We start from the raw sequence: 26,611 nt of genomic DNA on the forward strand, positions 1-26,611 counted from the left end.
ACGACAGAGACTGCGACATCACCGGGGTGTCATCCTTGACCAAAGTCAACGGAAAGGGCGCAAACTGAGACTTCATGGCAAAAATTCAACGGTTGAAACGCCAATAAAACTTGAGATTTTCGCGCATGTTTAATCGAGTCTTGATTTCTGTTAAGGCCGCGCAAAACCCGCCGCGATAGAGCTTGCGTAACCACTGGCGAGGCTATGGAGAGCGGGCATGGCATCTGTGATAAAACGCGTTTTCAGCGAGGGGTTTCGTGTCTTTTTCCTTTTGGCAGGTCTTTACGGTGTGTTCGCAGGGGTAGCCTGGGGCGCATGGTTGGCTTCGCTGGACGGTCTGTTGCCGCTTCGGGATCAAAGCTATGCCATGCCACCGGTCATGTGGCACGCCCATGAAATGATCTTTGGCTATGCGACCGCGGCTTTGGGTGGATTTTTCCTGACCGCTGTTCCGAATTGGACCGGAGCCCCCGAGGCGCGGGCACGCTTTATTACTGTTGTCGCGTTTCTCTGGATTGCCGGGCGGGTGGCCGTTTGGTTTTCTGGTTCTTTGTCACCCTTGGTCGTGGCCTTTTTGGATCTGATTTTTGTACCAATTCTGGCATTAAAAGTTGCGAGCCAGTTGATCCGTCGACCCAAGCTGCAAAACATGGTGTTTGTGTACCTTCTAGGTTTGATCTGGGTGGCTAATCTTATGGTTCATTTGGAATGGATTGGTTTAACCGTTGATACATTGAACACAGGGGTGCGGACAGGGTTACTCACCCTTTGCTCGATGATTGCGATTCTGGGGGGCCGGATCACGCCAGCGTTTACCCGAAATGCAATGAAGCGTGCTGGTCAGCCAGAGGCGACCTGGCCTGTTTCTGTGCCGCAGCTGGACAGGTTTGCGATGTTTCTGGCGCTGCTTTTGCCTTTGCTTGTGCTGACGCTGCAAACAAGCCCGGTGGCAGGTGTTGTTGCTCTGGTGTTGGGCTGCGTGCAAATACTACGTATGGCGCGTTGGAGAGCACAATGGGCTATGCGTCAGCCTATTCTACTCGCGTTGTTTTTAGGTCTTGGAATGTTGGCTCTTGGACTGATTCTTTGGGGGCTGGCAGCTATTGGGTTTGGTAACGAGGTTGGCGCGATTCACCTGCTGGGGATCGGGTGCGTGGGTGGCATGACCCTTGCGGTCATGAGCCGCGCTGCACTGGGTCACAGTGGCCGCCCGCTTGTTGCACCGTCTCCGATGGTGGTTGCTTATGGGTTGATGGCCGCTGCGGCCTTGGTGCGTTGGTTGGGGTCAGAGCTGACAGGCGGCTACATGTCTGCCATGTTGATGGCAGACGGCCTTTGGATTGCAGCGGTTGGGCTGTATGTCTTTGCGATGTGGCCTGCCCTGACAGGGCCACGGGTTGCAAAGGCGATCTGAGACCTAGCATTCGGAAATCAGTGGACGCTCATTCTTAATATGGCGAGAGACAAGAGCGCGTGCGCGCCTGCCTTTTTCAGGGATTTGCCTTGCGGGTTGTGGGACGTAGTTCGGATGCGCAAGCTCTGGAAACAGTTCGAAGATCTCAGTGCGCGCGTCCGCGTGAATACTGGCCATGGCCTGGGCACCGGTGAACAGGCTCTCGGACGGGGCACCCTCGGAATAGATAATCTCATGCTGGTCGAAAAGAATATGAAAATAGACGACGTCTTGCGCCGACACCTCCACATTTATACCCGGAATGCCCACCAGTTTGTGGGCCGGAACCAGAACTTCCGCGCTGTCAAACATACGAACGGCGATGGGTGAACGAAGCATCATCCGATGTTGTGGCGAGACCAAAAGGTCCCGTTCCGGCAGAGCTTTTCCAAGGCTTCCAGCCGTTATCCGAATGGGCAGAAGTTTTGGATATGCGGCCAAGTCGGTCGCCTCCAACACACGCGAACCAATCCAGCGTATTTCTTGCGGCCCGTTATCGGCTGTTACAACAAAATCCCCGACACTTAGATCTTCTATGGGAACAGAGCCATCCGGTGTCGTAATCCGTGTTCCGGCCACGAAGCAGGGGACATCTACAATCGCGGTTGGGTCTGATGTGTCCGGTGCGTTGGTCGGTGTAACGTTTGACCTGACAAAGGAATAATTAGTTCCAGGGACCAGCGGTTCTGAGGTGATATATCCGACCAGATTACCTTCAACTTCGACCCGAAACACGTCTATGGTGCCGCCACCCGGTTTGCTGAGGCTGTAAGATTCCTCGAGATAGATCGCACCGGAATCTATCGTGACAGAACCATCAAGGTTGGTCACGACACCGGTTTGGGTCAGGTCATCGCCAAATTCGTTATTGAACCGATCACCGTTGAAATCTGTTCCGTTGTCTGGGGCGCCATTGACCAGCGTGCCCCCGGCCGCATCAGTTACATCAAAGACCCGTCGGTCTGTTGCAGCGTCATAGGTTCCCGAAAGCGTGATCGTGCCAGTGTTAAACCCGGTGAAGTTTACTGAAATGACCCCCGGCACATAGCCGATATATGAATAGTTCGCCATCGATTAACCCGTCACTATTTACTACTGATCCGAAGCGTTGATGCACTCTTCGGATACTCTCACGCGATACCAATTAACACTGTGTGATTTTAAGTCAATTTCAGGGCGCGATTTGGGTACTCATAAAGAAGTTTAGAGACATGATCGCGTCACATTCAATGTCTTGACTTTCGTTAAGGCATGGATGCGCGCCACCCGCCATGCTGACAACACTAGCTAATCTGCGCAAAGGAGAGCGCGATGCGAGAAGTCATGACAAAGAGCATGGCTCGTAACATTTTCTATGGCGGGTCACTGTTCTTCATCCTCATCTTTCTGGCCCTGTCGGCCCATTCGCACTTGTATATCGTTAACTCGGAAAACGCCGCCAAGCTTGATGAAAGTGTGATCCGCGGCAAGCATGTCTGGGAAAAACACGCCTGTATCAACTGCCACACGATCCTTGGGGAAGGGGCCTACTATGCGCCCGAAGTGGGCAACGTGATGACCCGTTGGGGCGTGCTGGATGATCCGGAATCGGCCTTTGAATCCCTCAAAGGATGGATGGAAGCACAGCCGACCGGCATTCCCGGCCGCCGACAGATGCCCAATTTCAACCTCAGCGACGAAGAGATCCGAGATCTGACGAACTTCCTGATCTGGACGGACAATATCGACGCTCAGGACTGGCCGCCCAACGAGGCAGGCTGAGAAAGGGAACGGAGCAATGAAATACGAATCCCAAAAAATCGCCTACGCCTACTTTGCGGTAGCCATGGCCCTGTTCGCAATACAGGTGATCGGCGGCCTTCTAGCCGGTTTCATCTATGTATTCCCAAACTTCCTGAGTGAGCTTCTGCCATTCAACATCGTGCGGATGCTGCACACAAACTCTCTGATCGTCTGGCTGCTGCTCGGCTTTTTCGGTGCGGCGTACTTCCTGATCCCGGAAGAGACCGAGCGCGAAATCCATTCGCCAACACTGGCCTACCTTCAGTTGATCATTCTTGTGGTTGGTACTCTGGGTGTTGTTGTGACCTATGTTTTCAACCTGTTCGAAGGAAACTGGCTTTTGGGCAAAGAGGGGCGCGAGTTCCTTGAACAACCCAAATGGGTCAAAGCGGGTATCGTCGTGGCCGCGCTCATGTTCCTTTACAATGTGTCCATGACCGTCCTGAAGGGCAAGAAGACCGCCATCTCCAACATTCTTCTGTTGGGCCTTTGGGGTCTGGCTTTGCTGTTCCTGTTTGCCTTTTACAACCCTGGCAATCTGTCCCTGGACAAGCAATACTGGTGGTATGTTGTCCACCTGTGGGTGGAAGGCGTGTGGGAGCTGATCATGGCTTCGATCCTGGCCTATCTGATGCTGAAGCTAACCGGTGTGGATCGTGAGATCGTCGAAAAATGGCTGTATGTCATCGTCGCCGCCGCGCTGTTCTCGGGCATCCTTGGCACAGGGCACCACTACTACTGGATCGGTACGCCTGCATACTGGCAGTGGATCGGTTCGATCTTCTCAAGCCTGGAGGTAATCCCGTTCTTCGCAATGATGGCCTTTGCCTTCGTCATGGTCTGGAAGGGCCGCCGTGACCACCCCAACAAGGCAGCACTTCTGTGGTCGCTGGGCTGTGCCACGCTTGCCTTCTTCGGTGCAGGTGTCTGGGGCTTCCTGCACACGCTGCACGGGGTGAACTATTATACCCACGGCACGCAGATCACTGCCGCACACGGTCACCTGGCCTTCTACGGCGCCTATGTCTGCCTCAACCTGGCGATCTTCACCTATGCGATGCCAATCCTGAAAAACCGGGATCCGTACAATCAAGTGCTGAACATGGGCTCGTTCTGGCTGATGACCAGCGGCATGGTCTTCATGACCTTTGTCCTGACCTTCGGCGGTACAGTGCAAACGCATATGCAGCGTGTGGTCGGTGACTACTTCATGGATGTGCAGGACCAAATCGCAGTCTTCTACTGGATGCGTCTCGGTTCCGGTGTGGTCGTGGTTCTTGGTGCACTGTTGTTCATCTACTCGATCTGGGTGCCCCGGAAAGAGGTCATTGAACCCGGCGCAGCCGAAACTCCTGCGGAGTGATGGATATGGATGGCTCCATGAAACTGAATGAGGGGGCGGCAAACGCCCCCTTCTACCTACCCCAAGGCGATGAATGCGATGTGTTCACCGCCGCCTATAATAACGACCTGCCGGTTCTGCTGAAAGGGCCGACAGGATGCGGCAAAACACGGTTTGTTGCCCATATGGCCGCCAAACTTGGCCGCCCGCTTTATACCGTAGCTTGCCATGACGATCTTGCTGCAGCCGACTTGATCGGACGTTACTTGCTGAAAGGCGGTGAGACGGTCTGGGTCGATGGCCCCCTGACCCGTGCGGTGCGCGAAGGCGCGATCTGCTATCTTGATGAGGTGGTCGAGGCCCGCAAGGATGTCACCGTCGTGTTGCACCCGCTGACAGATGATCGGCGTATCTTGCCAATCGATCGTACGGGTGAGGAGCTCGAAGCCACGCCCGGCTTTATGTTGGTGGCTTCATATAACCCCGGATACCAGAATATCCTGAAAACCCTGAAACCCTCGACCCGTCAGAGGTTTATCTCGCTGGAGTTCGACTTTCCATCTCCCGATATGGAGGCCAAGGTTGTCTCCCAGGAAAGCGGTTTGCCACTGGAACGTTGCAAGCCTTTGATCCGACTGGCGAACAAGCTTCGAGGGCTTAAGGGTCAGGACCTTGAGGAAGGCGTCTCTACCCGTCTGGTTGTCTATGCCGCGACACTGATTGCGCAAGGCATGTCCACCGACCGCGCCATCCTCGCCGCAATGATCGAACCTCTGACCGATGACGAGGATATCAAACGCGGGCTCCTCGATCTTGTCACGGCTGTCTTTGGGTGAGGCCGGCCGATGGTCAAGATCGACTTTGAGCCATGGGAACCCGAAGAAACGATCGGGAAACTGTGGCACACCCTTGCCAGCCGCCTCGATGCACCTCAGGTGCATGTAGGAGCCGCGGTTGACCTGTCTCAGGTCGCGGGGCGGCTGGCTGTCCTCTTCCGAGGACTTGGGGGTAGCCCGGGCGTAGAATTGCGCCCGGTCTCACCCGAGGTTTCGCGCCACCGTCTCAGCTGGCGCCGGCGTTTGGCGACCGAGGCCGAACTGATGCCCCGCGCGTCGTTTGACGGCGAAGTGCTGCGCCTGCCGGACCGGCTGGCTGTCTTTCCCGCACGCGAAGCAAACGGTGCGCTTTACGTCTGGCTTGCCGCCGCTGCGGCCCATGCCGGTACCCGTATCGAGGAAGACGACCCACTACGTGCTGACTTGCGTGCTCTGGCTGCTTCCCGTAACATGGTTGCGGCGACACTTGAGAACGCCCCCGGGTTGCGTCCGCTCTACACTGAACTTTGCAAGGGCGTTCTGCATCATCGCGACGTTCCCGACTTGCCTTCAGATGAGGCGGCAGTTGAAGAACTAATCCGTCATATGCTGGGTGACTCCGCCCCCCTGTCGCCGAAGGCAGAACTATTCTTGGCGCTGGACGATGAACTGACTGCCCCACGCGGGTATCAGAGCTTCCGCCCGGTTCCCCTGTGGCCTGAATTGCGGGCGGTTGGGTTCTCCGAACATAATGAGGTGGAAAACCCCGAGACCGAGGGCGAACCTGAAGAGTCTGGTGAGAAAACCCACTGGGCCCGCCGTCGAAAATCTGATCAGGCCGAGCGCAGCGACAGTTTCATCCTGCACAAATTCGAAGCGATCCTCAGCTGGGCCGAGTTCCTGAATATAAACCGCCGCATCGATGACGATGATCCTGACAACGCTAAAAAAGCCGCTGACGACCAGGAAGAAATCGGCTTGGGTCAGATCTCAAAAGCGCCGCCAACCAAATTGAAACTACATCTGGACCTTGCACCAGAGGATGTGAACCGCGAACGCTTGTCAGGTCGGATCCTCTATCCTGAATGGGACGTTCGGACCGGGCAATACCTGCCCGATCACGTCAATGTTCTGCTCTCAGACGCTGAAATTCGCGAGGACGCGGCAGAGTTTGGCAAGGACCCTGCAACCGCCCGCCGTATCCGTGCCGTGAAACGCCAGTTCGAGGCTCTCCGCCCCGGACGTGTGATGACGCGCGGCCATCTGGACGGAGACCAGCTTGACATCGAAGCTGCGGTACGTGCCGAGACCGAGCGAATGGCGAGCGGCGAAGCAAACGAACGCATCTGGATGCAATCGCGCCCCGAAGCCCGCGATCTGGCGGTGTCGATTCTGTTGGATGTCAGCCGTTCGACCGAAAGCGCGGTCACAGGTCGCGCCGTGATTGACATCGAACGCGAGGCTTTGGCAGCGCTTGCCTGGGGTCTGAACGCCTGTGGCGACGACTTCTCGATCCATGCGTTCAGTTCTCTGAAACGTCAACGTGTCTATGTGCAGCGCTGCAAGCGGTTTGATGAACCAATGGGGGCAAAGGTTGAGCAACGTATAGCCTCACTGCGACCCGGTCACTACACGCGCCTTGGTGCCGCGATCCGTCATTGTTCCGCCGATCTGGCCAGCCAATCCCGCAAGCGCCGGTTGCTATTGGTCATCACAGATGGCAAGCCCAACGACCTCGACCACTACGAAGGTCGCCATGGTATCGAAGACACCTGCATGGCAGTGCGTGAGGCGCGCCGTGCCGGGCAATCGGTTTTTGGCGTCACCATCGACAAATCCGGCAAAAGCTGGTTCCCACGCATGTTTGGGCAGGGCGGTTTCGCTGTCATCCCCGACCCGCACCGCCTGACCATGGCCCTGCCACAGATCTACCGCCAACTGGTCGGGGCATGAGCGAGGCCTCTCTGATTGACGAGCTTCCTGGCGAGTTGCTGATGTGGGTTCTGATCATCTCGGAACTACTGGTCTTCGGTGCGGGCCTCATTGCCTTCATGGGCGTGCGGCTGACTGATCCTTCAGGCTTTGCCGATGCACAATCGCATCTTTATCGCACCGGTGCGGCCTTCAACACTGCGGTGCTTGTCACGTCAGGTTACCTTGCCGCGCAGGCTCTGCTCTGGCGCCGCGCCGCGGAACGGTTCAAGGCACGGATTGCACTAACGGCTGCGGCTGCGCTGGGGGTTGTATTCCTTGTTATCAAAGGTGCGGAATACGCAGGAAAGGCAGCGCAGGGCATCACCTATGAAACCCACCCCTTCTTTCTGTTCTATTACCTTTTGACTGGCTTCCACGCCGCCCATGTCTTGGCCGGGGTCGCACTCCTTCTCTTGGTGGCCTGGCGCGACGACCCACGCAACATTGAGGCAGGCGCGCAGTTCTGGCACATGGTCGATCTGGTCTGGATCATGCTTTTTCCCGTGATCTACCTGCTTGGATAGTCAAGATGCCCGCGTCTTCATCTTTTCACAAATACTCCCGCCGGAGGCTCCCGAACGCACTCACACGCGCGTGGTTCACCCTGTTGGTGCTCAGCATAACGTCGGCGCTGCTGACCATGTTACCGCTTGGACCTACAATCGTTGGTGCAGGTATTCTGGGCCTTGCGCTTCTCAAGTGCCGCATCATCCTGGCGCAGTATCTCGACCTTGCAACCAGCCCGGCCTGGCTGCGAGGGTTTTCCGTTGCGCTGACAGGCTTTGCACTGGTCGTCTTCGTCCTCTATCTGCTCTGAACAAAAATGTGCCGCCCCGAAGGGCGGCAGTCTTTCAAGCAAAGGGGTGCTTTGAATTACTGCGCGGCCATTGGCATCCGCGCGATCTGACAGCGCTGCCACAGAGCTGACAGCGCTCCAACCAGATGATCGATATCCTCGTCGGTATGAACCGGAGACGGCGTGATCCGCAACCGCTCGGTGCCTTTGGGAACGGTGGGATAGTTGATTGGCTGGATGTAGATGCCGAATTCTTCCAGCAGCGTGTCCGAGATGAACTTGCATTTCACCGGATCGCCGACCATCACCGGGATGATGTGACTTGGGTTGGGCAAATGCGGAATGCCTTCGGCATCCAGCCGCGCCCGAACCTGCGCCACCCGTTGTTTTTGCAAGTCTCGTTCCGTGCTCGATCGCTTCAAATGCTGGATCGAGGCCGCAGCGCCTGCCGCGTTGGATGGCGGCAATGCGGTGGTGAAGATGAACCCGCTGGCAAAGCTGCGCACGAAATCGCACAGTGCGGCAGAGGCAGCGATATACCCGCCCACTACACCAAAAGCTTTACCCAGCGTACCTTCAATAACGGTCAAACGATCCATAAGCCCTTCGCGTTCAGCAATACCGCCTCCGCGTGGGCCGTAAAGACCGACGGCGTGTACTTCGTCCAGATATGTCATCGCGCCGTATTTGTCGGCCAGATCGCAAATCTCTTTGATCGGGGCAATGTCGCCATCCATCGAATAGACAGACTCGAAGGCGATCATCTTGGGCGCGTTGGGGTCAGCGGCGGCCAGTTTGGCTTCCAGATCCGCAAGGTCATTGTGTTTCCAGATCACCTTCTGCGCCCGTGAGTGGCGGATGCCTTCGATCATAGAGGCATGGTTCAACGCATCAGAGAAAACTATCAGACCCGGAATCTTCGCCGCCAGCGTCCCCAACGCGGCCCAATTTGAAACATAACCAGAGGTAAACAGAAGCGCCGCTTCTTTGCCATGCAAGTCAGCTAGTTCAGCCTCAAGTACCACATGGTCATGGGTGGTGCCTGAAATGTTGCGGGTTCCACCCGCTCCAGCACCGCAGCGATCCAGCGCATCGTGCATGGCGGTGATCACCGAGGGGTGCTGACCCATGCCCAGATAATCGTTTGAGCACCAGATTCGAACGTCCCGCTGAACCGGTCCATCCGTCTGCCGCGCGTTTGGAAACGCGCCGCAATGTCGTTGTAAATCAATGAAAACCCGATAGTTGCCTTCATCTTTTAAGGTGTCGAGGCTCTGGCTGAAAAATCGCTCGAAGTCCATCTGACGTGCTCCCCGGATAACTGGCTTTGAGCTGAATTTAAGTCAGTCGACTTGGTCGTGACATGACAATTGTCAAGTTTCGGCGCAAGAATAGGGCTGGCAACACTAAGCGTGCTTTGGCATAGCTTTGCCCAGGGATGATAACCCGGGGTCGGCCCGGAACGGACTAACAGGGGGATGCCTGCATGTCGCATGAGGCTCAGAAGGCAATCGCACGCCAATCACTGCTGTTGCGCAGCCTGCCCGAGCAGCATGTCGATACATTGTTGCGGCAGGCCGTCTGGCGGCAATATGACCGGGGCGAGACGATTTTTCTTCAAGAGGAAGAAGCCAAAGCCGTTCACGTCGTCCTGGCCGGCTGGGTCAAGCTTTTCCGGGTTACACCTACGGGTGCGGAAGCGGTCGTCAGCGTTTTTACGCGTGGAGACAGTTTTGGCGAGGCCGTGGCCCTTCGGGACGTACCGTACCCGGTCTCGGCCGAAGCCGTGTCACCTTGCGAAGTGATGCACATTCCCAGCCCCGTACTGTTGGCGCTGATGCGGGAAGATGCTGAAATAGGTGTCTCGATCCTGGCGTCTACCTTCACACACCTGCATTCACTTGTAGCGCAGCTTGAGCAGCTCAAGGCGCAAACTGGCGCGCAGCGCGTTGCAGAGTTCCTGCTGAATTTGTGTGAAATCGAAAGTGGTGCGTGCGAAGTGGAACTTCCCTACGACAAGATGTTGATTGCCGGGCGTCTGGGAATGAAACCCGAAAGCCTGAGCCGCGCGTTTTCACGTTTGAAATCTGTGGGTGTCAAGATTAACAGAAACCATGCCGATATCGCGGATATCGATGTTTTGCGCGACTATGCGGAAAGCGACCCGAGCGAGAGGTAACCTCCGAAAGTCGTAAATCGAGTTCACGCTCAGACAATTCAAACGGTAAATTCAGCCTGGAAGACTTTGAGCTGGTTCACTCACTCTCTAGGTTGAAAATAAACTTACGACGTTTTCGCGTGTTCCAGCACGGCCAAAGCGTCTTCAACATCTCGGTTTTGTTTTCCACCCTTGATCGTGCCTAGAATGCCGTCCACGTCTGGTGGAAACTGTGGTGCAAAACCGCAACGTTCGCAGGTCCGCAAGTATTCCACTGCAGTTCGCAGCTCAAACATTCTGGCTTGCTGTTCGCGCGCTGTTTTCAAGGCGCGTGCAAAAGGGGCGTCGGCCGGTTGATCCGAGGACTGCACCATTGCTTCGACACGGTCTGTTTCAGCCTGCGCCCATCCTTCGTTGGTCAACTCTTGCTGCGCACGTGCCTCATTCAGCAGATCTTGCGCTGTTTTTGCATCCTCTGCGTTCAACGAGACCTCGGCCAATGCGGTCAGAAACAGCGGTCTGTAGTTTCCTGCCCCACTGGCCCACCACGCTTCGGCAGCGTTGCGCAATGCACTGAAAGTTTGTTGGTTTGGATGAAGCAATGCATCCGCCCAGCTGCGCCAGACATTGGCCGTCAAAGTCATGAACGGAAAAGCGTGCTTTACGGCCAGAGCTTCCAACCGAACCACAACACCATAGACCTGTTCAGGCTCGCGCCGGAGCAGGTGCAGCATGCAAAGATAGGTCAATGACTGCGCCAAGCTGTGCGCATGTTTCAACTCTTGTGCAGCCGAAACCGCCTGCTGTTGAATCTCGAGCGCCCGGTCTGGTTCACCACGCATCCAGACAACGATGCTCAGAAAACACGATGTGATGGCTGCGTGATCGGTGCCATACACATATGCAAGGCGGCCGTGCTGTTCCAAATCATACAATTCAAGCGCCTGTTTCAGGTGATCGCAGGCCGGCTCCAAATCCCCGATGTGCAACAAGACCGCACCCATGGCCCGATGGGCGATCATGGTATGGTGTGTTTCCTTGGTCAGCTTTGCCAAGTCCAGCAATTGTGCGGCCGTGTCCCTGGCCAGATTGTACTCGCCCCTTACAAGGTGATACGCGTAAAGGCCGTTTAGTACCGGAAACAACTGCTCAGTTTCACCTAACCGGTTGCACAGGTCGCGAATTCGAGCGTAAGCCGCCCCTGTTTCATCTGCTGCTATTCCTGCGGTTGAACGAAGAACGCCAGCCTGCAAAATTTGTATCCGCGTTTCTTTGCGGTCTCTGTCAACGGATTCCTCCAGCTTTTCCAGCAAAGAGATAGCTCTGCCCAGCTGTGTCACGGCTTCCACTGCAGCTGATCGTTCCACAGCGCGTTGACCGGCCATATACCAGTGATCGATCGCCTGCTCTGACATATCCGCCATCGTGTAGTGATGGGCCAGAATTTCCGGCCCAACAGCCGTGTCTTGGTGTTCAGCCTGCTTCAGTGTTGCAACCACCCGGGCATGTAACGCTCGGCGCTCTCGCTTTAAAAGGCTATTGTAAGCCGTGTCGCGGATCAGCGCGTGCCGATAACTGAATGTTTCTTCGTATTCTTTCCCCGACAGCGTCATGATGCCAGCATCCACCAACAAATCCAGACCTGCTCGCAAGGCCGTTTCATCAAAACGCGATACCTGCGCGATCAAAGGATACGAGAATTGGGGGCCAATGACCGCTCCAATCTGAGCGACCTCCTTGGCCGAGCTTAATCGATCAAGTCGCGCCATCAAGGCGTCATGAAGGGTTTTCGGGACTGATGACGACGCTGAGGTTTGATCAGGTGTATAGTCATCCGGGCTATCTGGCCGGAAACTGGCTTCCAGCAGATCCTTGGTAACTTCTTCGACATAGAGCGGAACCCCATTCGAGCGCGCCGCGATCAGGTCATAGGCTGCGTTTGGAACGGCTGTGCCGCTGGCGACTTCGTTCACGATCTCCTTGATTTCTGCAAAGCCCAACTGCTTCAAATCAACATGTGTGAGGTTTGAGGTAAATGACCAGCCCGGGTTAAAACTTGTGCGATAACTCATCACCAAAAGAATTGATGCATCACCGATCTGATCGACAAAAAGATCCAGCAGCGTCTTTGTCGTCGGATCGACCCAATGCGCGTCTTCAAAAAGCACCAGAATCGGGGTCTTTCGGGACATTGTGACCAGATGGTCCACCAGCATGTCCAAGGTCTGTTTCATGACCTGCTCAGGCGTCAGATCCAGTGGGCCTAACTGATCCTCGAACGGAATCGACAGAAGCGACGCGGCCAATTTTAACGCACTGTCGGACTGTGTGCCCAAAACGCGTTTTAGCTTGTCCAATTTCTGGGTCGCGCTGTCGTCCGCTCTCAACCCTGCGGCGGACTCAAGTTGGCGAATAACGGGATATAACGCACTTGCATCATGGTAAGGTGAGCATTGGAAACGGATGTGCCGGAAAGAGGCTTCGGGGATCGTACGGCTCAGCTCTTCAATCAGACGCGATTTACCGATACCCGCCTCGCCTGACACCAACGCCACCTGACCATGCCCCTGGCGGGCCAAATCCCATTTGCTGTGCAGCGTTTTGAACTCTAGCGTTCTACCAACAAGAGAGTTCATCGCGATGTCACCGGACGCGATGAAGCGACTTAGGTTCTGGCGCGTTCCGGTGACTTGCCAAGCTTCGACTTCCTTGGCGAAGCCTTTTAACTGAAACGCCCCACGACGCACATATTCAAACGTGTCACCCGCAAGTTCGTGGGTCGTCGGCGCGACAATAAGCGTGCCCGGATCCGCCATGGATTGTAGCCGCGCGGCAAGGTTGGGAGTTTCCCCCATTGCCGTGCCATCCTCGAACATCTTTTCGCCACGCAAATCGCCCACAACGACCAATCCGGTTGCGATGCCAATCCGCACCTGAAGCTGGGCATGCGTTCTCAAGGCCGGGATTTCGCGAATAATTCGCAGACCTGCGTGAATGGCGCGTTCGGGATCATCCTCGTGCGCGTGCGGAAAGCCAAAAAACACCATGATGCCATCGCCATAATAGCTGGCGATGTGGCCGTCATAAGCTGCAACGGCTGCTGCGCATGTTTCTTTGAACAACCTCAGAACTTCGGCCAGATCTTCGGGATCGAGCTGTTGCGACAGCGGTGTGGAGCCCACTAGGTCAATAAACATCACCGTCAGTTGTCTGCGTTCCGCAATGATATTGGCTTCAGTGCCAGAACGGCTTTGAGCGCCTTGGCGAACAGCTTTCAGGAAACGGCGTCTTGGCCCAAGGGGCAGGCCAATGGTTACAAGGTCATCGTCGCTGAGTTCCGAGAGATCGCCTAACTCGATCTCATGCTTGGCAAAGGCATCAGCATATTTGGACAAGCCATGTTTGCTCAGCCAGTTTGCAATATCGCCCATTTGACCTTGCGCGTGGCATCGTCAATACGGTGCCATGCTCTCCGCTTTTTCGTTTGACCCTTAAGACCGGCTTGGGAGCCGTCAAGAGTGTTTAATCTCATCAAGAACGACGGGGCAGGACGGGTCAAGAGCGCAGAGCGAAGACAGGATGTTTCCTGTCAGATTGCTTGGGTTGTTGGGCCTTTGGGATCAACTTTAGATCAACGCCGTCGACAGGATGGGGAAATAGCTGAGCAAAAGCAGAACCAAAGCCACCGCGATCAGGAAAGGCCAAAGCGATCTGAGGATCGAGCCCGGTGTTGTGCCACTCATGGATGAGGCAATGTATAGGCCAATCCCGACGGGCGGGGTCAGCAGACCGAGGACCAGGTTCAGACAGGCGACGATTCCGAATTGATAGGGGCTGATGTCGTACGACCCGGTTGCAATCGGCAGCAGGATCGGAGTGATCAGTATGATTGCAGCAATTCCGTCGATGATCATGCCGATAAGCAGCAACGCCAAATTCACAATCAGCAGGAACATAAATGGATCGGACGTGATCGAGGTAATGACACCGGCGAGTTTCTGCGGAAGTTCTTCATAGATGATCACCCAGCCGAACACGCTTGCCGCCGCGATCATAAACAGGATCATCGAGGCGTTTGCCGCCGTGCGTTTGAACATCTCTCCCAATTTACGGGGGTCAAGGTCCCTATAGATCAGCCAGCCGACCAAGAACGCAATGAATGACGCCACAGCGGCGGATTCTGTCGGCGTTGCTATGCCAAACAGAATGCCGCCAATAATCGCGAAAGGGACCAACAGTGCCGGGATGGCGGCGACAAAAGCTTCCAGTGCTTCACCACGTGTCATCCAATCGCCCTTTGGAAAGTCCTGTGACCATCCGATCAGAGTAATCACCAGCGCAAACGACACTGACAGCAACAGCCCCGGGATGATCCCGGCGATGAACATGTCACCTATGGGAACCTGCGCTAGCACCCCGAAAATGACGAACAGCATGGATGGCGGGATCACGGGAGCCAACAACCCGCCCGCCGCCGTGGACGCCGCTGCAAAACCCTCGCCATAGCCTTCATCTTTCATCGCGGGCACCATCGCGCGCGACATCACAGCGATCTGCGCCGTGGCCGACCCGATGATGGCGGCCATGAACATATTCGCCAATAAATTTATGTAGGCCAGCCCTCCTCGGAAGCCACCAACAAAGATACGCGCCAAGGCGACAAGACGACGGGTCATGCCGCCTTCGTTCATCAACTCTCCGGTCAACATGAACAATGGGATCGCCAGCAGCCCATAGTTTTCCAAACCACCGAACATCTTTTGCGCGAAGCTGTCGAACAGCACCGTGTTGCCGCTTTGCCAGATGTACCAGATCGCGGTTACAGCCAGCACCACGGCCACGGGCACAGACAAAAGCAGCGCAACTATGAAGACAACTGCGCTCATGCCTGTGGCTCCCGTGAAAACAGATGCATGGCCGAATGCAGTGTCGCCCCCAGCGAAAACAGCCACATCACCAGCCAGAACAGGTATTTGGGCACGCTTAACGTGGTGGTCGGCTCGGCGTAGATAAAGTTGAACGTGGTGCCCTGAAACGTTTGTGTGTCAAAGCCTGCGCGCGCGATGTCAAGCGGCAGGAACCAACGCCAGCAGAACCATAGCATCGCTAGGGCAAAGCCGAATATGATCACATCAACGCATTTCAGAAGCAGCCGCCGGACGCTCTCTGGCACTGCATCGGTGACCAATGTGATGGAAATCGCATCCCTGTGATGCAACGCGGCAGAGGCCCCCAGAAATGTCATCCAGACCATGGTGTAGATGGCCAGTTCATCCACCCAGAACAGGGCTGCGCCGAAATACCGGGTCACAATGTTCAGCAGGATCAGTACGGTCACGCACACGGCCAGACATGCCGCCAGCCACAGTTCTAGCCATGCCACACGGGCCGAAAAACGTCTCAGCATCTTGGGATCACGCGGCGAACACCCTCATGGGCATTGCATCGAACCCCCGCAGGGTATTGTTCATGGCAATGGTCGGAGTGTCTGTTTCAAAATACGCGATCTTGTCCAACATCGCTTCGAGCAAGGCTGTCATTTCCAAACGCGCCAGATGCATGCCGCCGCAGGTGTGAAGGCCATAGCCAAAGGCGAGTTGGTCGCGATTGTTGCGCGTGATGTCAAAGCGGTCGGGATCGTCATAGTGCCGCTCGTCCCGATTGGCGGACCCATAGAGAACAATAACCCGATCATTTGCGTTCAACTGCACATCCCCAAGAGTTGTGTCCTCGCGCACCAATCGCGTGAACGAACGGATCGGTGCATCCATGCGCAATGCCTCGTTTATTGCGTTTGGCACCAGTGATCGGTCAGCCTTGAGCCCGTCCCACTGGCTGCGGTCCAGTGACAGGTACCGCAGCAGATGGCCGATGCCGAAAATGGTCGTATCCAGAGCAGGGCCGATATATTCGCGCATCATGCCGGGGCATTGACTGCGCTCGACTTTGCCTGCCTCGGCGGCCTGATACAGCTTGTCAGCCCAGCCATCCGGCTTCAGGTTCGGTGGCACCGCATCATTGATGCAATATTGGTGCAGTTCCTGAATGTTCGGGATCGCCGCCTGACCAAGCGCATTCATTGGGCCCATGGCATCGAAAGTCGCTGCCGCCCATTTCAGCATATTTTCTTTGCCGGTCGCGGGCAGACCCACAAATTCGCGCACAAGGTTTATCGGCAGGATATGGGCCACGTCCTCCATACCGTCGACATCTTTCCGTGCGCAAATGTCATCCACAAGCTCATTTGCCGCGTCGTGTACCTGCTCTTCGATCTCACGCAGCCCGCGGGGCCGCAAGGGCACCCCCGTTACGTTTCGAATGTCGTCATGCAGAGGCGGGTCGCTGGTCAGCGAATTGGCCCGACCCGGCCCCGAAGTGGCGGCATTCACCTTGTCGTCCATCGCCACGCCATGGGCTGTCGTGAAGACCTCCCAATTGCCGAGCACAGCTTTGACATCCTCGTACCGCGCGACAGCCCACATGTCGTAACGTGTCAGCCACACCGCAGGCGCGATGTCGCGAAGCTCCTTCCAGACCGGATAGGGCGTTTGGATTGCCTCGTCCGAAAAAAGATCAATGTCAGAGCTGGGTCGGTCGGTCATCGTTCAATCCTTGCCGGGGATGCCGTGTCTTTACAAGCCTGAACAGCCGGCTGACCGGCTGCCCATTTCAGGCTTGGTTCGGGTTACTGGGCAGTTTCAGCCGCAACCGCGCGCAAACCTTCCAGCGCACCGGATTTTTCTGACCACTTCGCATTCCAGGTTTCGGTCACATCCCCGAAAAAGCTGGGATCTACCTTGATATAGGTTTTACCCGTACCTTTGATCTGGTCGATCCAGGCAGGCTCTTTTTCGACATAGGAGTCGACGACCGTTGCGAGGTGCTTGTTCATCAGCTCGGAAATCATTGCGCGGTCGTCTTCCGACAGACCGGCCCAGACTTTGGCAGACACCAGCCCCACCATCGGGAACATCATGTGATTTGACTCAACAATCGTATCGGCATGCTCGTAGTATTTCAGCACCCAGATCAATTCACCGTCCATGTCGATGGCATCTACCTGGCCGTTGGCAAGCGCCTCGTAAACCGCCGGAAGTGGCATGGGCGTGGGCGCGGCGCCTAGGGCCGAATAGAAATCGAGGATAGGCTCAAACGGAGTGATACGCAGTTTCTTGCCTGCCAAATCGTCGGCTGACGTGACTTCTCCGCGCGACACGATCTGCCGCAGGCCGGCCATGCCATAACCCAATCCCACAACTCCAACGGTGCCGGGCAATTGGTCCAGCATGTCACGCGCATAGTCCGACTGGATGATGCGGGCTGCGTGGCCGATGTCATCGGCCAGAAACGGAGCGTAGAACGCGCCGAAGTCCGGTGCCCGATTGGACACTTCGGCGACCGTCAGAAACGCCATGTCCAAAGCACCAGTCTGCAATTGCTGCAGCATTTCCGCTTCGTTCCCCAGCTGGCGGGCTGGGAATACTGATACTGAATGGGCGCCGCCACTAGCCTCATTCAACTCAGCCCCAAAAGCCTCGGCAGCTTTGGTCCAGATATGGGGTGGAGGTGTGATCAGGCCCAACCGGAATTCTTCGGCCTGAGCGGCGACGGATGACATTGCCAGTACAGCCGCAGAGGCGGCGATTTTTGCAAAGTGTTTCATGACTTCCCCTGTTTCGATCTTATTTCACAATGTAACCCAGCCCTCGGGCGGTTCCTTGCCCGGATGCACCGCCTGACAGTTCGGGCAAGTGCGATTTTCTTCCGAGGCATAGAACTTCTGATAAACCGGAGGCAGGTCATCAACGATGGACTTTAGCTGCATTTCCGCACGATGCACCAGTGATCCGCATTCGAAACAATACCATTCGATTGCATCCAGCTCTCCCGTCTGGCGTTTTGGTTCGATCACAAGCCCGATCGAGCCTTCCTGTGGGCGTTGCGGAGAATGGCGTACGTGTGGGGGCAACAGGAACACTTCACCTTCGCGGATCGGAACGTCATAGAATTCCTCTCCGTCAAAGATTTTCAGAACCATGTCGCCTTCCAGCTGATAGAAAAACTCTTCGACAGGGTCGTCATGATAATCCGTCCGCTTATTCGGACCGCCAACAACCGTGACCATCAGATCGGCATCTTCCCAGACCTGACGATTGCCTACAGGTGGCTTGAGCAGATGGCGGTGTTCGTCGATCCAAGCCTTAAAGTTGAACGCTTTCAGTTTTGACATGTCCCACTCCCTATTCCTGAAAGTTTGGCGCGTTTTTCCATAACTGCAAAGGAATTATCAGCATCTCGCTATCAGATTTCTTTATACTGCCCCGTCGTTTTAGGGTTCAGGTGCGCAGACCGCTTTCGTCAAAAGCTTTGCGAATAATTGTCTTTTCAGTGTCGGTCAGTTCAAGCATCGGCGGGCGCACCCGGCCACCAACCTGACCCAATAACTCCTGCCAGTACTTTCCAAATGCCGTAGGTTTACTTGCAGGTCGCGTGCGTTTCATAGCATCCCGAACAGGGTTCAGACTGTCAAACACACGTCGCGCTTCATCCGCCTTTCCGGCAAAGGCCAGTTGCGTGTATTCGTTCATCCGCTGATCGACCTTGCTTTGCAACTGATAGGGCGGAGAGGAGCAAAGATAGAGCTTCCAGTCGAGTTCCAGGATATTGTCCAGCCACTCATGTTCCGCTGAAGTTGAGACATGGATCTTGTCGCCCACCATATGGGTCAGTTTCACATACATCTCACGCGGGACCGAGTATTTGATGGCCACAATGTTCGGCAAATCCGCTATGCGCGCGCATTCTTCGGGCTGCATCAAATAACCGCTGTCCGGGTGGCTCCACATGGCGATGCCGATATCCAGTTCGTCACAAAAACGTTTGTAATACTGATACAAAACCTCACCGCGATCCTGCACAAAGCTCAGAACCGGCGCGTGCAGCACGATGTAGTCCGCTCCACAATTCTGAGCGTGATGCGCCAGCTCCAAAGCCGTATTCATGTTTTGATCTGAGACTGAAACAATCACGCCGGCCTTGCCCGCGCATTCTTCGACGGCAATTTCGAAGTTCCGTTTGCGTTCCTCAAGGCTCATCGAAAAGAACTCGCCCTGTTTTCCGGCAATGAACAGGCCCTGAATGTCCAGATCGTCGATCCAATGGCGGATGTTGGCGCGCAGTCCGGCCTCATCCAGCGAAAGATCTTCATTGAACGGATTCAACGCCGCGGCCCAGATCCCCGTCATGTTTTCGCGAGCGTAGGCTTTGGCGTCGTGTTTTGAGTATTTCATTTTTAGCGCAGTCCCAGTGGCTTTGATCTTATGAAAAGCACAACGCGACAGTCGATCCAGAGCAATTTCAGGGAAATGGTTATCGGAAATTTTTATATCACAAACTTACCAATTCAGATTTTTTCAATGCTGGTCTAGGGTTCAGGCATGAAAATTGCAGTCATCGGAACCGGCGCAATAGCGCAATATGTGCAGCACGCCTTGCCAGAACATGGGCATGAGTTGGCGGCCATTATGGTCAGGCCGCATCGTGTCGATTCAAAATCGCCCCTGTCAATCGGCTCGGTTGAGGATCTGCCGGATGGGGTTGATATGGTTCTTGACTGCGCAGGGCACGAGGCTTTGGCCGGTTTGGGGCCAGACATTCTGGCGCAGGGTACCGATATTGTCAGTGTCTCGGTCGGGGCGCTGGCGGACCAGCAGGTTGCCGACCGGTTGGACAGGGCCGCGCGACAAGGAGGAGGCCGCTTGCATTTGGCCAGTGGCGCCATTGGCGGGTTGGACTGCCTCAGCGCTGCTGCTGTTGGTCCGCTCAAGTCCGTTACCTATGTGGGGCGCAAACCACCTGTGGGGTGGAAAGGATCGCGTGCTGAGCACGCTCTTGATTTGGGCAATATCAGCAAGGCCGAAACGCATTTTCAGGGTTCTGCACGAGAAGCAGCGCTGGCCTATCCCAAGAATGCCAATGTCGCGGCTGCCGTTGCATTGGCGGGTGTAGGATTTGATAAAACAAAGGTTCGTCTGATCGCCGACCCGACAATCCAGAAGAACATTCACGAGGTCGAGGCCGAAGGCGACTTTGGCACCTTTCAGTTTCGGATCAGTGGCACAGCTCTGCCCGACAATCCGCGAAGCTCTGCGCTTGCGGCGATGAGCGTGCTGTCCAAGCTGGATCAGCTTTGCAAACCGATTGTTCTCTAGCCATGGTTGGGCGTCATTCCCGCATCGTGGATCGTGCGTTGACCCGGCTGAAGCTGCGCCAACTGCGTCTGCTGGTCGCGGTGGGTGCGCATGGAAACATCCAGAATGCTGCGCGCGAGTTGGGAATCTCTCAACCCGCTGCCACCAAGATGATTCAGGATCTTGAGCTGGACTTCGAGGTTAAACTGTTCACGCGCACCAATCGTGGGGTGGTCCCAACTGTTTTCGGAGAGACCCTGATCCGTCACGGCAAACTGATCTTTGCCCAGGTTTCGAACGCTGCGCAGGAACTTGATGACTTAAACGAAGGGAATTCGGGTCGCGTTGTGGTTGGCACGTTGCTTGCAGCGTCGACCAGTCTTTTGCCTGCGGCCATTGAACTGCTGCTGGAAGACCGCCCGAATGTGGCGGTCAAGATCAGCGAAGGCACCAACGAGGTCCTTATGCCCCGGCTGCTTTCAGGAGAGATCGACATGGTTGTGGGCCGTCTGCCCTCGCATCGGCATCGCGACAAGATCCGGCAGGAAAAACTGTTTGAGGATCGAATATTGGCCATTGTCGGTCCGCAGCACCCGCTGGCCGCTTGGGACAACGTGACATTTGCCCAAACCAAACCATTCGGCTGGATACTTCCCCCGCAAGAGACCACGTTGCGGCGTCAGGTCGATCATTTCTTTGTTGGCCAGCAGCAATATGTGCCGCCAGTTATGATCGAGTCGGTGTCATATCTGACGAACCGTGCGCTGTTGCAATCACGCGACTTGATCGGCCTTATGCCCGCAGAAGTCGTCGCGCAGGATATCGAAAACGGGCACCTTGCCCAGCTGGCCTGGGCGGTTCCGTTCGGGCAGGGACCGATTGGTGTGTCTTTCCGAGCAGACGATGATCTGTCGCCCGCCGGCCGGGCCTTTAAGACAGCATTGCACAGGGCGGCTCAGGGTAAACCGGTCAGCTATTCGCCAAAGTGATACCCGTATTTGTTCAATTCACTTGATGTAATACGAGGCGTCGCGCGATTTGAAAACAAGGCAAGAAGAGGTGTCAGCTTCATGTATCCAGAGCTCAAACTGTTCATAGATGGCGCGTGGCGAAAGACCGGACGTGACATCCCGGTGATTAACCCGGCGACCGAAGAAGAGCTTGGGCGGCTGCCCTGCGCGTCGGTCAAGGACCTGGACGATGCGCTGGAAGCTGCTGTCAAAGGCTTCCGCGTCTGGAGCCGAACGTCTCCTCGCGAACGCGCGGATACAATCCTGCGTGCTGCGGCCCTGATGCGCGAACGCATCGACGTGATTGCGCATTCAATGACCCAGGAACATGGCAAACCCTTCAAGCAAGCCCGACTTGAAGTGATCCGCGGGGCCGAGTTCTTTGAATGGGACGCGGGCGAGGCCATGCGAACCTATGGGCGTATCATTCCGGCGGCCCGAGGTCACAAGTTCGCCGTGCATCACCAGCCAATTGGTGTTGTTGCTGCGTTTTCACCGTGGAACTTTCCCATGAGCCAACCGGCCCGGAAAATTGCCGGTGCATTGGCTTCGGGGTGTTCGGTGATTTTGAAAGCCGCAGAAGAAACCCCCGCAGGGGCCTTACATATCGCCAAGGCGTTTGAAGATGCCGGGTTACCGCCGGGTGTTCTGAATTTGGTATTTGGGGAACCGGCGGAAATTTCCGGGCATCTGATCCCTCAGGATCCGGTACGCCTTGTGGCTTTTACCGGATCTACAACTGTTGGGCGACACCTGACCGCTCTGGCAGCGCAAAGTGACACACGCGTTCTGATGGAGTTAGGCGGGCATGCACCGGTCATTGTTTGCGAAGACACAGACGTACAGGCTGCGGCGATCTCTGGCGCGGTGCGCAAGATGCGCAACGCGGGGCAGGTCTGTACCTCGCCCACTCGTTTCTTTGTGCATCAAAGCATTTTTGAGTCATATGCTCGTGATTTTGTGCAGCGGGCTGCTGACACCGTTGTTGGTAACGGTTTGGATGCTGAGGTCGAGATGGGACCGCTTGCCAACGAACGACGCGTGCCCGCGCTGAGTGAATTGGTCGAGGACGCGCGCGCCAACGGTGCAATTGTCGCTACAGGAGGCGCGTCTTTGGGAAACCAGGGCTATTTCTTTCAACCTACGGTCTTGTTGAACGTTCCTGAGACTGCGCGGATCATGCAGGAAGAACCGTTTGGTCCAGTGGCCGTCATCAACCCTGTGTCGTCGTTGGACGAAGCAATCGAACAAGCAAACTCTGTTCCCTATGGTCTGGCCGGATACGCCTTTACCAACAGGGCGGACTACATTGACCGGCTGGTCGATGAGGTTGAGGTTGGCAACCTGTCGATCAACACGCTTGAAGCGTCGATGCCGGAAACACCCTTCGGAGGGGTCAAATCCAGCGGGTCCGGTCGTGAAGGCGGAACCGAAGGGCTTGAGAATTACATGACGGTTAAGAACGTCTGGCATTCAGCCAAGATTGTCTGAGCAGATCAGCAAATTCCGAAGACGGCACGATTTGCCGCGCATTAAACGCTTCGCAAATAACGCGTTGTCCGGGTACCAAGGGTAAGTCTACTCGGCAAGCATCAGGTCGGAGGTACCAAGGTGTTCAGTCACAGCCATCCCGCGACAACTAAAGACACCCCACCCGAAAAGTCTGCGACCGCACCTCTTGGTGTCGCCATCGCCATGGGTGTCGCGCTTGCCTTAATACTTTCGGTATTTCTGTACATGTCCCGAGAAACAACGGACCGTATCGGCGAGATGCGAAAGGTTTGGCAGGGATATTCTGTCGAGACGACCCCGCGCGGATATTGGATCTCGGAAATCCGGGGATATTTTGGCTATGGTGGGCTGATCCACAACTTCAAGAACTACGTCTTGCGGCTTGACGCCGAATACAGCCCGATCTTGCAAACGCAGTCGCAGAACCTGCTTACAACGATTGAGACCTATCGAAATGCTGCCCCTTCGCAGATTGAGCTGGATGCCTTGCAGCGGATTGAAAAGGTGGCGCGCGAGTATATTGGGAACATTCCCAAAATCGAAGCGGGCATAGCCGACGGCCTGCGTGCAGAAGAAATAGATGCGCTGGTGCGGGTCGATGACAGCGATGCACTAGAAGCGCTGTCCCAGCTCGAGGCGCTTTGGATCACCGAGCGGGATCAAAGCTTGTCAGACATGGTACAGGCATTCTCGGAAGGGGAACAACTGGTGCGGCGTTTTTCTGTCCTGCTGGTTGGACTGATTGTCGTTGTCGGCGTTATTGCGATCCTGACCACATTGCTTATCACGAACATCCTGCGAGCCAACCGGCGTTTGAAAGCCGAATTGGAGCTGCGTGAACAAGTAGAGCTGGCCGAGCGCAAACTTGCACGGGCAGTCGAACAAAGCCCGGCCTCCATCATAATCACGGACACCGAACTGAAGATCGAATATGCCAATCGCAAGTTTTTTGATCTCAGCGGATATGAGGCTGACGAAATCTATGGGCGCACCCCCAAAATGCTGCAATCAGGACATTCAGGGCAGGGGGTTTACGCCGATCTAAGGCAGAAACTGCAACGCGGGCAAAGCTGGTACGGCGTATTTCGGAACCTCAGCAAAGACGGTAACCATTTTTGGGTCTCGACCGCGATTTTCCCTTTGGTCGATCAAAACGGCAAGGTTACGCACTACATCGGTATCGGTGAAGACATCACCGCAACCCGGCGCACACATGAACAATTTGCCCAAGTTCAAAAAATGGAAGCCGTGGGCATTCTGGCAGGCTCAGTTGCGCATGATTTCAACAACGTGTTGATGAGTATCACCGGGAATGCCGATTTGATCGAACTGGATGCGGATGGGAATGACGACATCCAGACCTCGGTCAACCATATTCGTATTGCTGCGCGCCGCGCGCAAGCGTTGGTCCGCAAGATGTTGACCTTCGCGCGGCAAAGACCGCGCAACCCGCGCCGTGGCGATATGGTCAAAGCTACGCAGGAAGCACTGGACCTTATTCGGGTGTCTGCGCCACCCAGTGTCCAAACGCGCTTTGATGTAGAGATCGAAACCGCTTTTTCCGATTTTGATGGCACCCTGTTCTTCCAGACTCTTTTGAACCTGTGTCACAATGCGTTTGAAGCTATCGGCGATCAGCCCGGCGAAGTTGTGTTGCGCATAGGCTTGGCCGAAAAGGATACGCTGGATGACCTGCCAGACGGCGCCATCGGCGTGATCCGTCTGGATGTCAGTGACACGGGCCCGGGCATTGCCCAGGACCTGCAGGAACAGGTATTCCAACCCTTCTTTTCCACTAAGCCTGTTGGCAAAGGCACCGGTCTGGGCCTGACCATCGTGCACAACACCGTTGAGGAATGCCATGGTCGTGTTGAACTGCATTCGGAGCCAGGCAAAGGCACCTGTTTCAGCCTGTACTATCCGTTGATGCCTGCGCTCAGCCTTGAAGATCAGTCCGAGCTCGAGGCTGTAGCCGGGGACGAACATGTCTTGTTGGTCGACGATGATGAGAACATTCTTTACGTGACCCGGCGGTTGCTGACGAGATACGGCTATCGGGTCGAGGCGTATTCCGATCCGCTCAAAGCGCGCGATGCGTTTCGCGAGAACCCCGACGGCTATGACATCCTGATCAGCGACCTGATGATGCCCGGTCTGCGGGGTACAGATCTGATCGAATCCGTACGCGCGGTGCGGTCTGACTTGCCTGCAATTTTGATTAGCAGTTATTTCGACGATGCCGAGGTGACGGTTGCTGGCGCTTCGCCAATCATGGTTCAAAAACCACTAGAAGTTCAGTCACTTGCCCGGATCATCCGGTCTCAGATGACCTGAGCTTGTAACATAATTTAACATCTCTTCTCATAGTTTAACAAAGGTCAAATTCTCACGAAACAACTGCTCCTTAGTATTTGCTCAGCCGGTCCTTGGCCAAGCCGAGAGATCGGAATAGCGAAAAAGGGGCTTTTAGATGATGACCAAAGCCAGAACATGGTTCTCGGCGCTATCGACAGTTTCGCTGCTGACGATGGGCGTCGCGTTCCCGGTTCACCAGGCCCAGGCGGATGAGCCGGGCCCGGTAGAAGCCATAGAGTTCGACCCAGCCAAGGCGGCCCTTGGCAAACGACTGTTTTTTGATCCACGACTGTCAGGCGACACCGAGCTGTCTTGTGCCAGCTGCCACCAGCCGGAAAACGGGTTCACCGACGGGCAAGCGCTGTCAGACGCCTATGCGGGTAGCCTGCATTTCCGCAACGTGCCGACGCTGATCAACAGCGCCAAGCGCGCAGCATGGTTCCATGACGGTCGCATAGGCACCAACCTCAACGACGTGACCCGCGAAAGCATCACCGAGACATACTCGATGAATATGGACATGCGCCTGATGCAGGAACGCATCAAGCAGGACCCAGTCTATATCGAGATGTTCGAAGCCGCCGGATTTGGCGAGCCCTCGAATGGTGGTGTTCGCAACGCGATCCCGGAATACCTGAAAACCCTGATTTCGCGCGGTGCTCCGTTTGACACAGGCGAGATGTCGGATGAGGCCAAGGCAGGGTACGAGCTGTTCAATGCAAGCGGCTGTAATTCGTGCCACTCGGGCGAGCGGTTCACCGATGACCTGCCGCACAATATCGGCGTTGGCGACAATCCCGATATCTGGGCAACTCCGGAACGTCACATCACTTTCGTAACCATGATGAAGTTCCTCGGCGTCGAGAACTACATGAACCTGCGCGACGATCCCGGCGCGTATATCCGCACACACACCGCTGAAACGTTCGGCACCTTCATGACCCCCACACTGCGCGAGCTGACCTACACGGCACCGTATATGCATAACGGCTCAATCGCGACGCTGGAGGATGTAATCGCGTTCTATAACGCCGGTGGCGGTGACGACGAAAACAAGGATCCGCGCATCAAACCGCTGAACCTGAACGAGACCGAGCAAGCACAGCTGGTGGCCTTCCTCAAGGCACTGTCCGGCGAGCCACTGACTGGCCCCGAATTCGTCGCCGAAGAGATCGATACGGACTATGCGCCGATCGAAAACTGGCAAGACGCAACAAACTGAGG

General features: G+C 55.7%; 22 protein-coding genes. 13 read left to right on the forward strand and 9 right to left on the reverse strand.

Translation table 11 applies throughout. From position 1 onward, the window contains the following. Positions 1-217: 217 nt before the first annotated feature. Positions 218-1,414, forward strand: coding sequence for an NnrS family protein (locus ACR0EV_RS05040; protein ID WP_480799075.1), 1,197 nt, complete (start codon positions 218-220; stop codon positions 1,412-1,414). A gap of 3 nt (positions 1,415-1,417) precedes the next feature. Here the strand turns inward: ACR0EV_RS05040 and ACR0EV_RS05045 are convergent, their stop codons facing one another. Continuing rightward, the gene (locus ACR0EV_RS05045) at positions 1,418-2,524 is read right to left on the reverse strand and encodes a Hint domain-containing protein (protein ID WP_480799076.1); all 1,107 of its coding nucleotides are present in this window, start codon (positions 2,522-2,524) and stop codon (positions 1,418-1,420) included. 240 nt (positions 2,525-2,764) lie between these two features. Between ACR0EV_RS05045 and ACR0EV_RS05050 the strand changes: the two genes are divergently transcribed. Genes ACR0EV_RS05050 through ACR0EV_RS05075 form a run of 6 tightly spaced genes read left to right on the forward strand, consistent with a single transcriptional unit; the run spans position 2,765 to position 8,183 of the window. Further along, positions 2,765-3,214: a c-type cytochrome gene (locus tag ACR0EV_RS05050; RefSeq protein ID WP_171094608.1), complete on the forward strand. Its 450-nt coding sequence runs from the start codon at positions 2,765-2,767 to the stop codon at positions 3,212-3,214. 16 nt (positions 3,215-3,230) lie between these two features. Further along, the gene (locus tag ACR0EV_RS05055) at positions 3,231-4,598 is read left to right on the forward strand and encodes a cbb3-type cytochrome c oxidase subunit I (protein ID WP_171094611.1); all 1,368 of its coding nucleotides are present in this window, start codon (positions 3,231-3,233) and stop codon (positions 4,596-4,598) included. Continuing rightward, positions 4,598-5,413: an AAA family ATPase gene (locus ACR0EV_RS05060; protein WP_480799077.1), complete on the forward strand. Its 816-nt coding sequence runs from the start codon at positions 4,598-4,600 to the stop codon at positions 5,411-5,413. Before ACR0EV_RS05055 ends, ACR0EV_RS05060 begins: the two co-directional genes overlap by 1 nt. A 9-nt stretch (positions 5,414-5,422) precedes the next feature. Then, positions 5,423-7,345, forward strand: a complete 1,923-nt coding sequence (locus ACR0EV_RS05065; RefSeq protein WP_480799078.1) for a nitric oxide reductase activation protein NorD — start codon at positions 5,423-5,425, stop codon at positions 7,343-7,345. After that, positions 7,342-7,890 (forward strand): cytochrome c oxidase subunit 3, encoded by a 549-nt coding sequence (locus ACR0EV_RS05070; RefSeq protein WP_480799079.1) that lies wholly within the window; start codon positions 7,342-7,344, stop codon positions 7,888-7,890. The genes ACR0EV_RS05065 and ACR0EV_RS05070 overlap by 4 nt, the downstream gene beginning before the upstream one ends. 5 nt (positions 7,891-7,895) lie before the next feature. Beyond that, positions 7,896-8,183, forward strand: a complete 288-nt coding sequence (locus ACR0EV_RS05075; RefSeq protein WP_480799080.1) for a cytochrome C oxidase subunit IV family protein — start codon at positions 7,896-7,898, stop codon at positions 8,181-8,183. 56 nt (positions 8,184-8,239) lie between these two features. Here the strand turns inward: ACR0EV_RS05075 and hemA are convergent, their stop codons facing one another. Next, positions 8,240-9,463, reverse strand: coding sequence for a 5-aminolevulinate synthase (gene hemA, locus ACR0EV_RS05080; protein ID WP_480799081.1), 1,224 nt, complete (start codon positions 9,461-9,463; stop codon positions 8,240-8,242). A 185-nt stretch (positions 9,464-9,648) separates the two neighbouring features. On the opposite strand from hemA, the gene ACR0EV_RS05085 reads away from it, so the two are divergent. Continuing rightward, complete coding sequence (locus ACR0EV_RS05085; protein WP_480799082.1) at positions 9,649-10,341, forward strand: Crp/Fnr family transcriptional regulator; 693 nt, start codon at positions 9,649-9,651, stop codon at positions 10,339-10,341. Between the two features lie 104 nt (positions 10,342-10,445). Here the strand turns inward: ACR0EV_RS05085 and ACR0EV_RS05090 are convergent, their stop codons facing one another. The 7 genes from ACR0EV_RS05090 to ACR0EV_RS05120 form a co-directional block, all read right to left on the reverse strand. After that, positions 10,446-13,751, reverse strand: coding sequence for an ATP-binding protein (locus ACR0EV_RS05090; RefSeq protein ID WP_480799083.1), 3,306 nt, complete (start codon positions 13,749-13,751; stop codon positions 10,446-10,448). Positions 13,752-13,946: 195 nt separating this feature from the next. Next, positions 13,947-15,206 carry a TRAP transporter large permease gene (locus ACR0EV_RS05095; RefSeq protein WP_480799084.1) on the reverse strand — a complete coding sequence of 420 codons (1,260 nt, stop codon included), beginning with the start codon at positions 15,204-15,206 and terminating at the stop codon, positions 13,947-13,949. After that, on the reverse strand, positions 15,203-15,727 hold the full coding sequence (locus tag ACR0EV_RS05100; RefSeq protein WP_480799085.1) for a TRAP transporter small permease: 525 nt from the start codon (positions 15,725-15,727) through the stop codon (positions 15,203-15,205). Before ACR0EV_RS05100 ends, ACR0EV_RS05095 begins: the two co-directional genes overlap by 4 nt. A gap of 7 nt (positions 15,728-15,734) precedes the next feature. After that, positions 15,735-16,922: a cytochrome P450 gene (locus tag ACR0EV_RS05105; RefSeq protein ID WP_480799086.1), complete on the reverse strand. Its 1,188-nt coding sequence runs from the start codon at positions 16,920-16,922 to the stop codon at positions 15,735-15,737. Between the two features lie 83 nt (positions 16,923-17,005). Further along, positions 17,006-17,983, reverse strand: coding sequence for a TRAP transporter substrate-binding protein (locus ACR0EV_RS05110; RefSeq protein WP_480799087.1), 978 nt, complete (start codon positions 17,981-17,983; stop codon positions 17,006-17,008). Positions 17,984-18,007: 24 nt separating this feature from the next. Continuing rightward, positions 18,008-18,550 carry a 3-hydroxyanthranilate 3,4-dioxygenase gene (locus ACR0EV_RS05115; protein WP_480799088.1) on the reverse strand — a complete coding sequence of 181 codons (543 nt, stop codon included), beginning with the start codon at positions 18,548-18,550 and terminating at the stop codon, positions 18,008-18,010. 106 nt (positions 18,551-18,656) lie between these two features. After that, on the reverse strand, positions 18,657-19,610 hold the full coding sequence (locus ACR0EV_RS05120; RefSeq protein ID WP_480799089.1) for a dihydrodipicolinate synthase family protein: 954 nt from the start codon (positions 19,608-19,610) through the stop codon (positions 18,657-18,659). A gap of 147 nt (positions 19,611-19,757) precedes the next feature. On the opposite strand from ACR0EV_RS05120, the gene ACR0EV_RS05125 reads away from it, so the two are divergent. The 5 genes from ACR0EV_RS05125 to ACR0EV_RS05145 all read left to right on the forward strand — a co-directional run bounded on the left by ACR0EV_RS05125 (position 19,758) and on the right by ACR0EV_RS05145 (position 26,609). Further along, positions 19,758-20,531 (forward strand): aspartate dehydrogenase, encoded by a 774-nt coding sequence (locus ACR0EV_RS05125; protein ID WP_480799090.1) that lies wholly within the window; start codon positions 19,758-19,760, stop codon positions 20,529-20,531. Between the two features lie 2 nt (positions 20,532-20,533). After that, positions 20,534-21,499 (forward strand): LysR substrate-binding domain-containing protein, encoded by a 966-nt coding sequence (locus ACR0EV_RS05130; protein WP_480799573.1) that lies wholly within the window; start codon positions 20,534-20,536, stop codon positions 21,497-21,499. Between the two features lie 81 nt (positions 21,500-21,580). After that, on the forward strand, positions 21,581-23,011 hold the full coding sequence (locus ACR0EV_RS05135; protein ID WP_480799091.1) for an NAD-dependent succinate-semialdehyde dehydrogenase: 1,431 nt from the start codon (positions 21,581-21,583) through the stop codon (positions 23,009-23,011). 120 nt (positions 23,012-23,131) lie between these two features. Next, positions 23,132-25,366, forward strand: a complete 2,235-nt coding sequence (locus tag ACR0EV_RS05140; RefSeq protein ID WP_480799092.1) for a hybrid sensor histidine kinase/response regulator — start codon at positions 23,132-23,134, stop codon at positions 25,364-25,366. 139 nt (positions 25,367-25,505) lie between these two features. Beyond that, the gene (locus ACR0EV_RS05145) at positions 25,506-26,609 is read left to right on the forward strand and encodes a cytochrome-c peroxidase (RefSeq protein ID WP_480799093.1); all 1,104 of its coding nucleotides are present in this window, start codon (positions 25,506-25,508) and stop codon (positions 26,607-26,609) included. Positions 26,610-26,611: the final 2 nt, after the last annotated feature.

The organism is Ruegeria sp. CF8 (genome assembly GCF_056537285.1).

Excerpts from the sequence above, each read along its gene's own strand:
- ACR0EV_RS05075 (WP_480799080.1), top strand. The coding sequence starts at position 7,896 with ATGCCCGCGTCTTCATCTTTTCACAAATACTCCCGCCGGAGGCTCCCG.
- ACR0EV_RS05145 (WP_480799093.1), top strand. The coding sequence starts at position 25,506 with ATGACCAAAGCCAGAACATGGTTCTCGGCGCTATCGACAGTTTCGCTG.
- ACR0EV_RS05120 (WP_480799089.1), bottom strand. The coding sequence starts at position 19,610 with ATGAAATACTCAAAACACGACGCCAAAGCCTACGCTCGCGAAAACATG.
- ACR0EV_RS05040 (WP_480799075.1), top strand. The coding sequence starts at position 218 with ATGGCATCTGTGATAAAACGCGTTTTCAGCGAGGGGTTTCGTGTCTTT.
- ACR0EV_RS05090 (WP_480799083.1), bottom strand. The coding sequence starts at position 13,751 with ATGGGCGATATTGCAAACTGGCTGAGCAAACATGGCTTGTCCAAATAT.
- ACR0EV_RS05060 (WP_480799077.1), top strand. The coding sequence starts at position 4,598 with ATGGATATGGATGGCTCCATGAAACTGAATGAGGGGGCGGCAAACGCC.
- ACR0EV_RS05055 (WP_171094611.1), top strand. The coding sequence starts at position 3,231 with ATGAAATACGAATCCCAAAAAATCGCCTACGCCTACTTTGCGGTAGCC.
- ACR0EV_RS05085 (WP_480799082.1), top strand. The coding sequence starts at position 9,649 with ATGTCGCATGAGGCTCAGAAGGCAATCGCACGCCAATCACTGCTGTTG.
- ACR0EV_RS05070 (WP_480799079.1), top strand. The coding sequence starts at position 7,342 with ATGAGCGAGGCCTCTCTGATTGACGAGCTTCCTGGCGAGTTGCTGATG.
- ACR0EV_RS05045 (WP_480799076.1), bottom strand. The coding sequence starts at position 2,524 with ATGGCGAACTATTCATATATCGGCTATGTGCCGGGGGTCATTTCAGTA.
- ACR0EV_RS05110 (WP_480799087.1), bottom strand. The coding sequence starts at position 17,983 with ATGAAACACTTTGCAAAAATCGCCGCCTCTGCGGCTGTACTGGCAATG.
- ACR0EV_RS05095 (WP_480799084.1), bottom strand. The coding sequence starts at position 15,206 with ATGAGCGCAGTTGTCTTCATAGTTGCGCTGCTTTTGTCTGTGCCCGTG.
- ACR0EV_RS05100 (WP_480799085.1), bottom strand. The coding sequence starts at position 15,727 with ATGCTGAGACGTTTTTCGGCCCGTGTGGCATGGCTAGAACTGTGGCTG.
- ACR0EV_RS05115 (WP_480799088.1), bottom strand. The coding sequence starts at position 18,550 with ATGTCAAAACTGAAAGCGTTCAACTTTAAGGCTTGGATCGACGAACAC.
- ACR0EV_RS05050 (WP_171094608.1), top strand. The coding sequence starts at position 2,765 with ATGCGAGAAGTCATGACAAAGAGCATGGCTCGTAACATTTTCTATGGC.
- ACR0EV_RS05125 (WP_480799090.1), top strand. The coding sequence starts at position 19,758 with ATGAAAATTGCAGTCATCGGAACCGGCGCAATAGCGCAATATGTGCAG.
- ACR0EV_RS05130 (WP_480799573.1), top strand. The coding sequence starts at position 20,534 with ATGGTTGGGCGTCATTCCCGCATCGTGGATCGTGCGTTGACCCGGCTG.
- hemA (WP_480799081.1), bottom strand. The coding sequence starts at position 9,463 with ATGGACTTCGAGCGATTTTTCAGCCAGAGCCTCGACACCTTAAAAGAT.
- ACR0EV_RS05065 (WP_480799078.1), top strand. The coding sequence starts at position 5,423 with ATGGTCAAGATCGACTTTGAGCCATGGGAACCCGAAGAAACGATCGGG.
- ACR0EV_RS05135 (WP_480799091.1), top strand. The coding sequence starts at position 21,581 with ATGTATCCAGAGCTCAAACTGTTCATAGATGGCGCGTGGCGAAAGACC.
- ACR0EV_RS05105 (WP_480799086.1), bottom strand. The coding sequence starts at position 16,922 with ATGACCGACCGACCCAGCTCTGACATTGATCTTTTTTCGGACGAGGCA.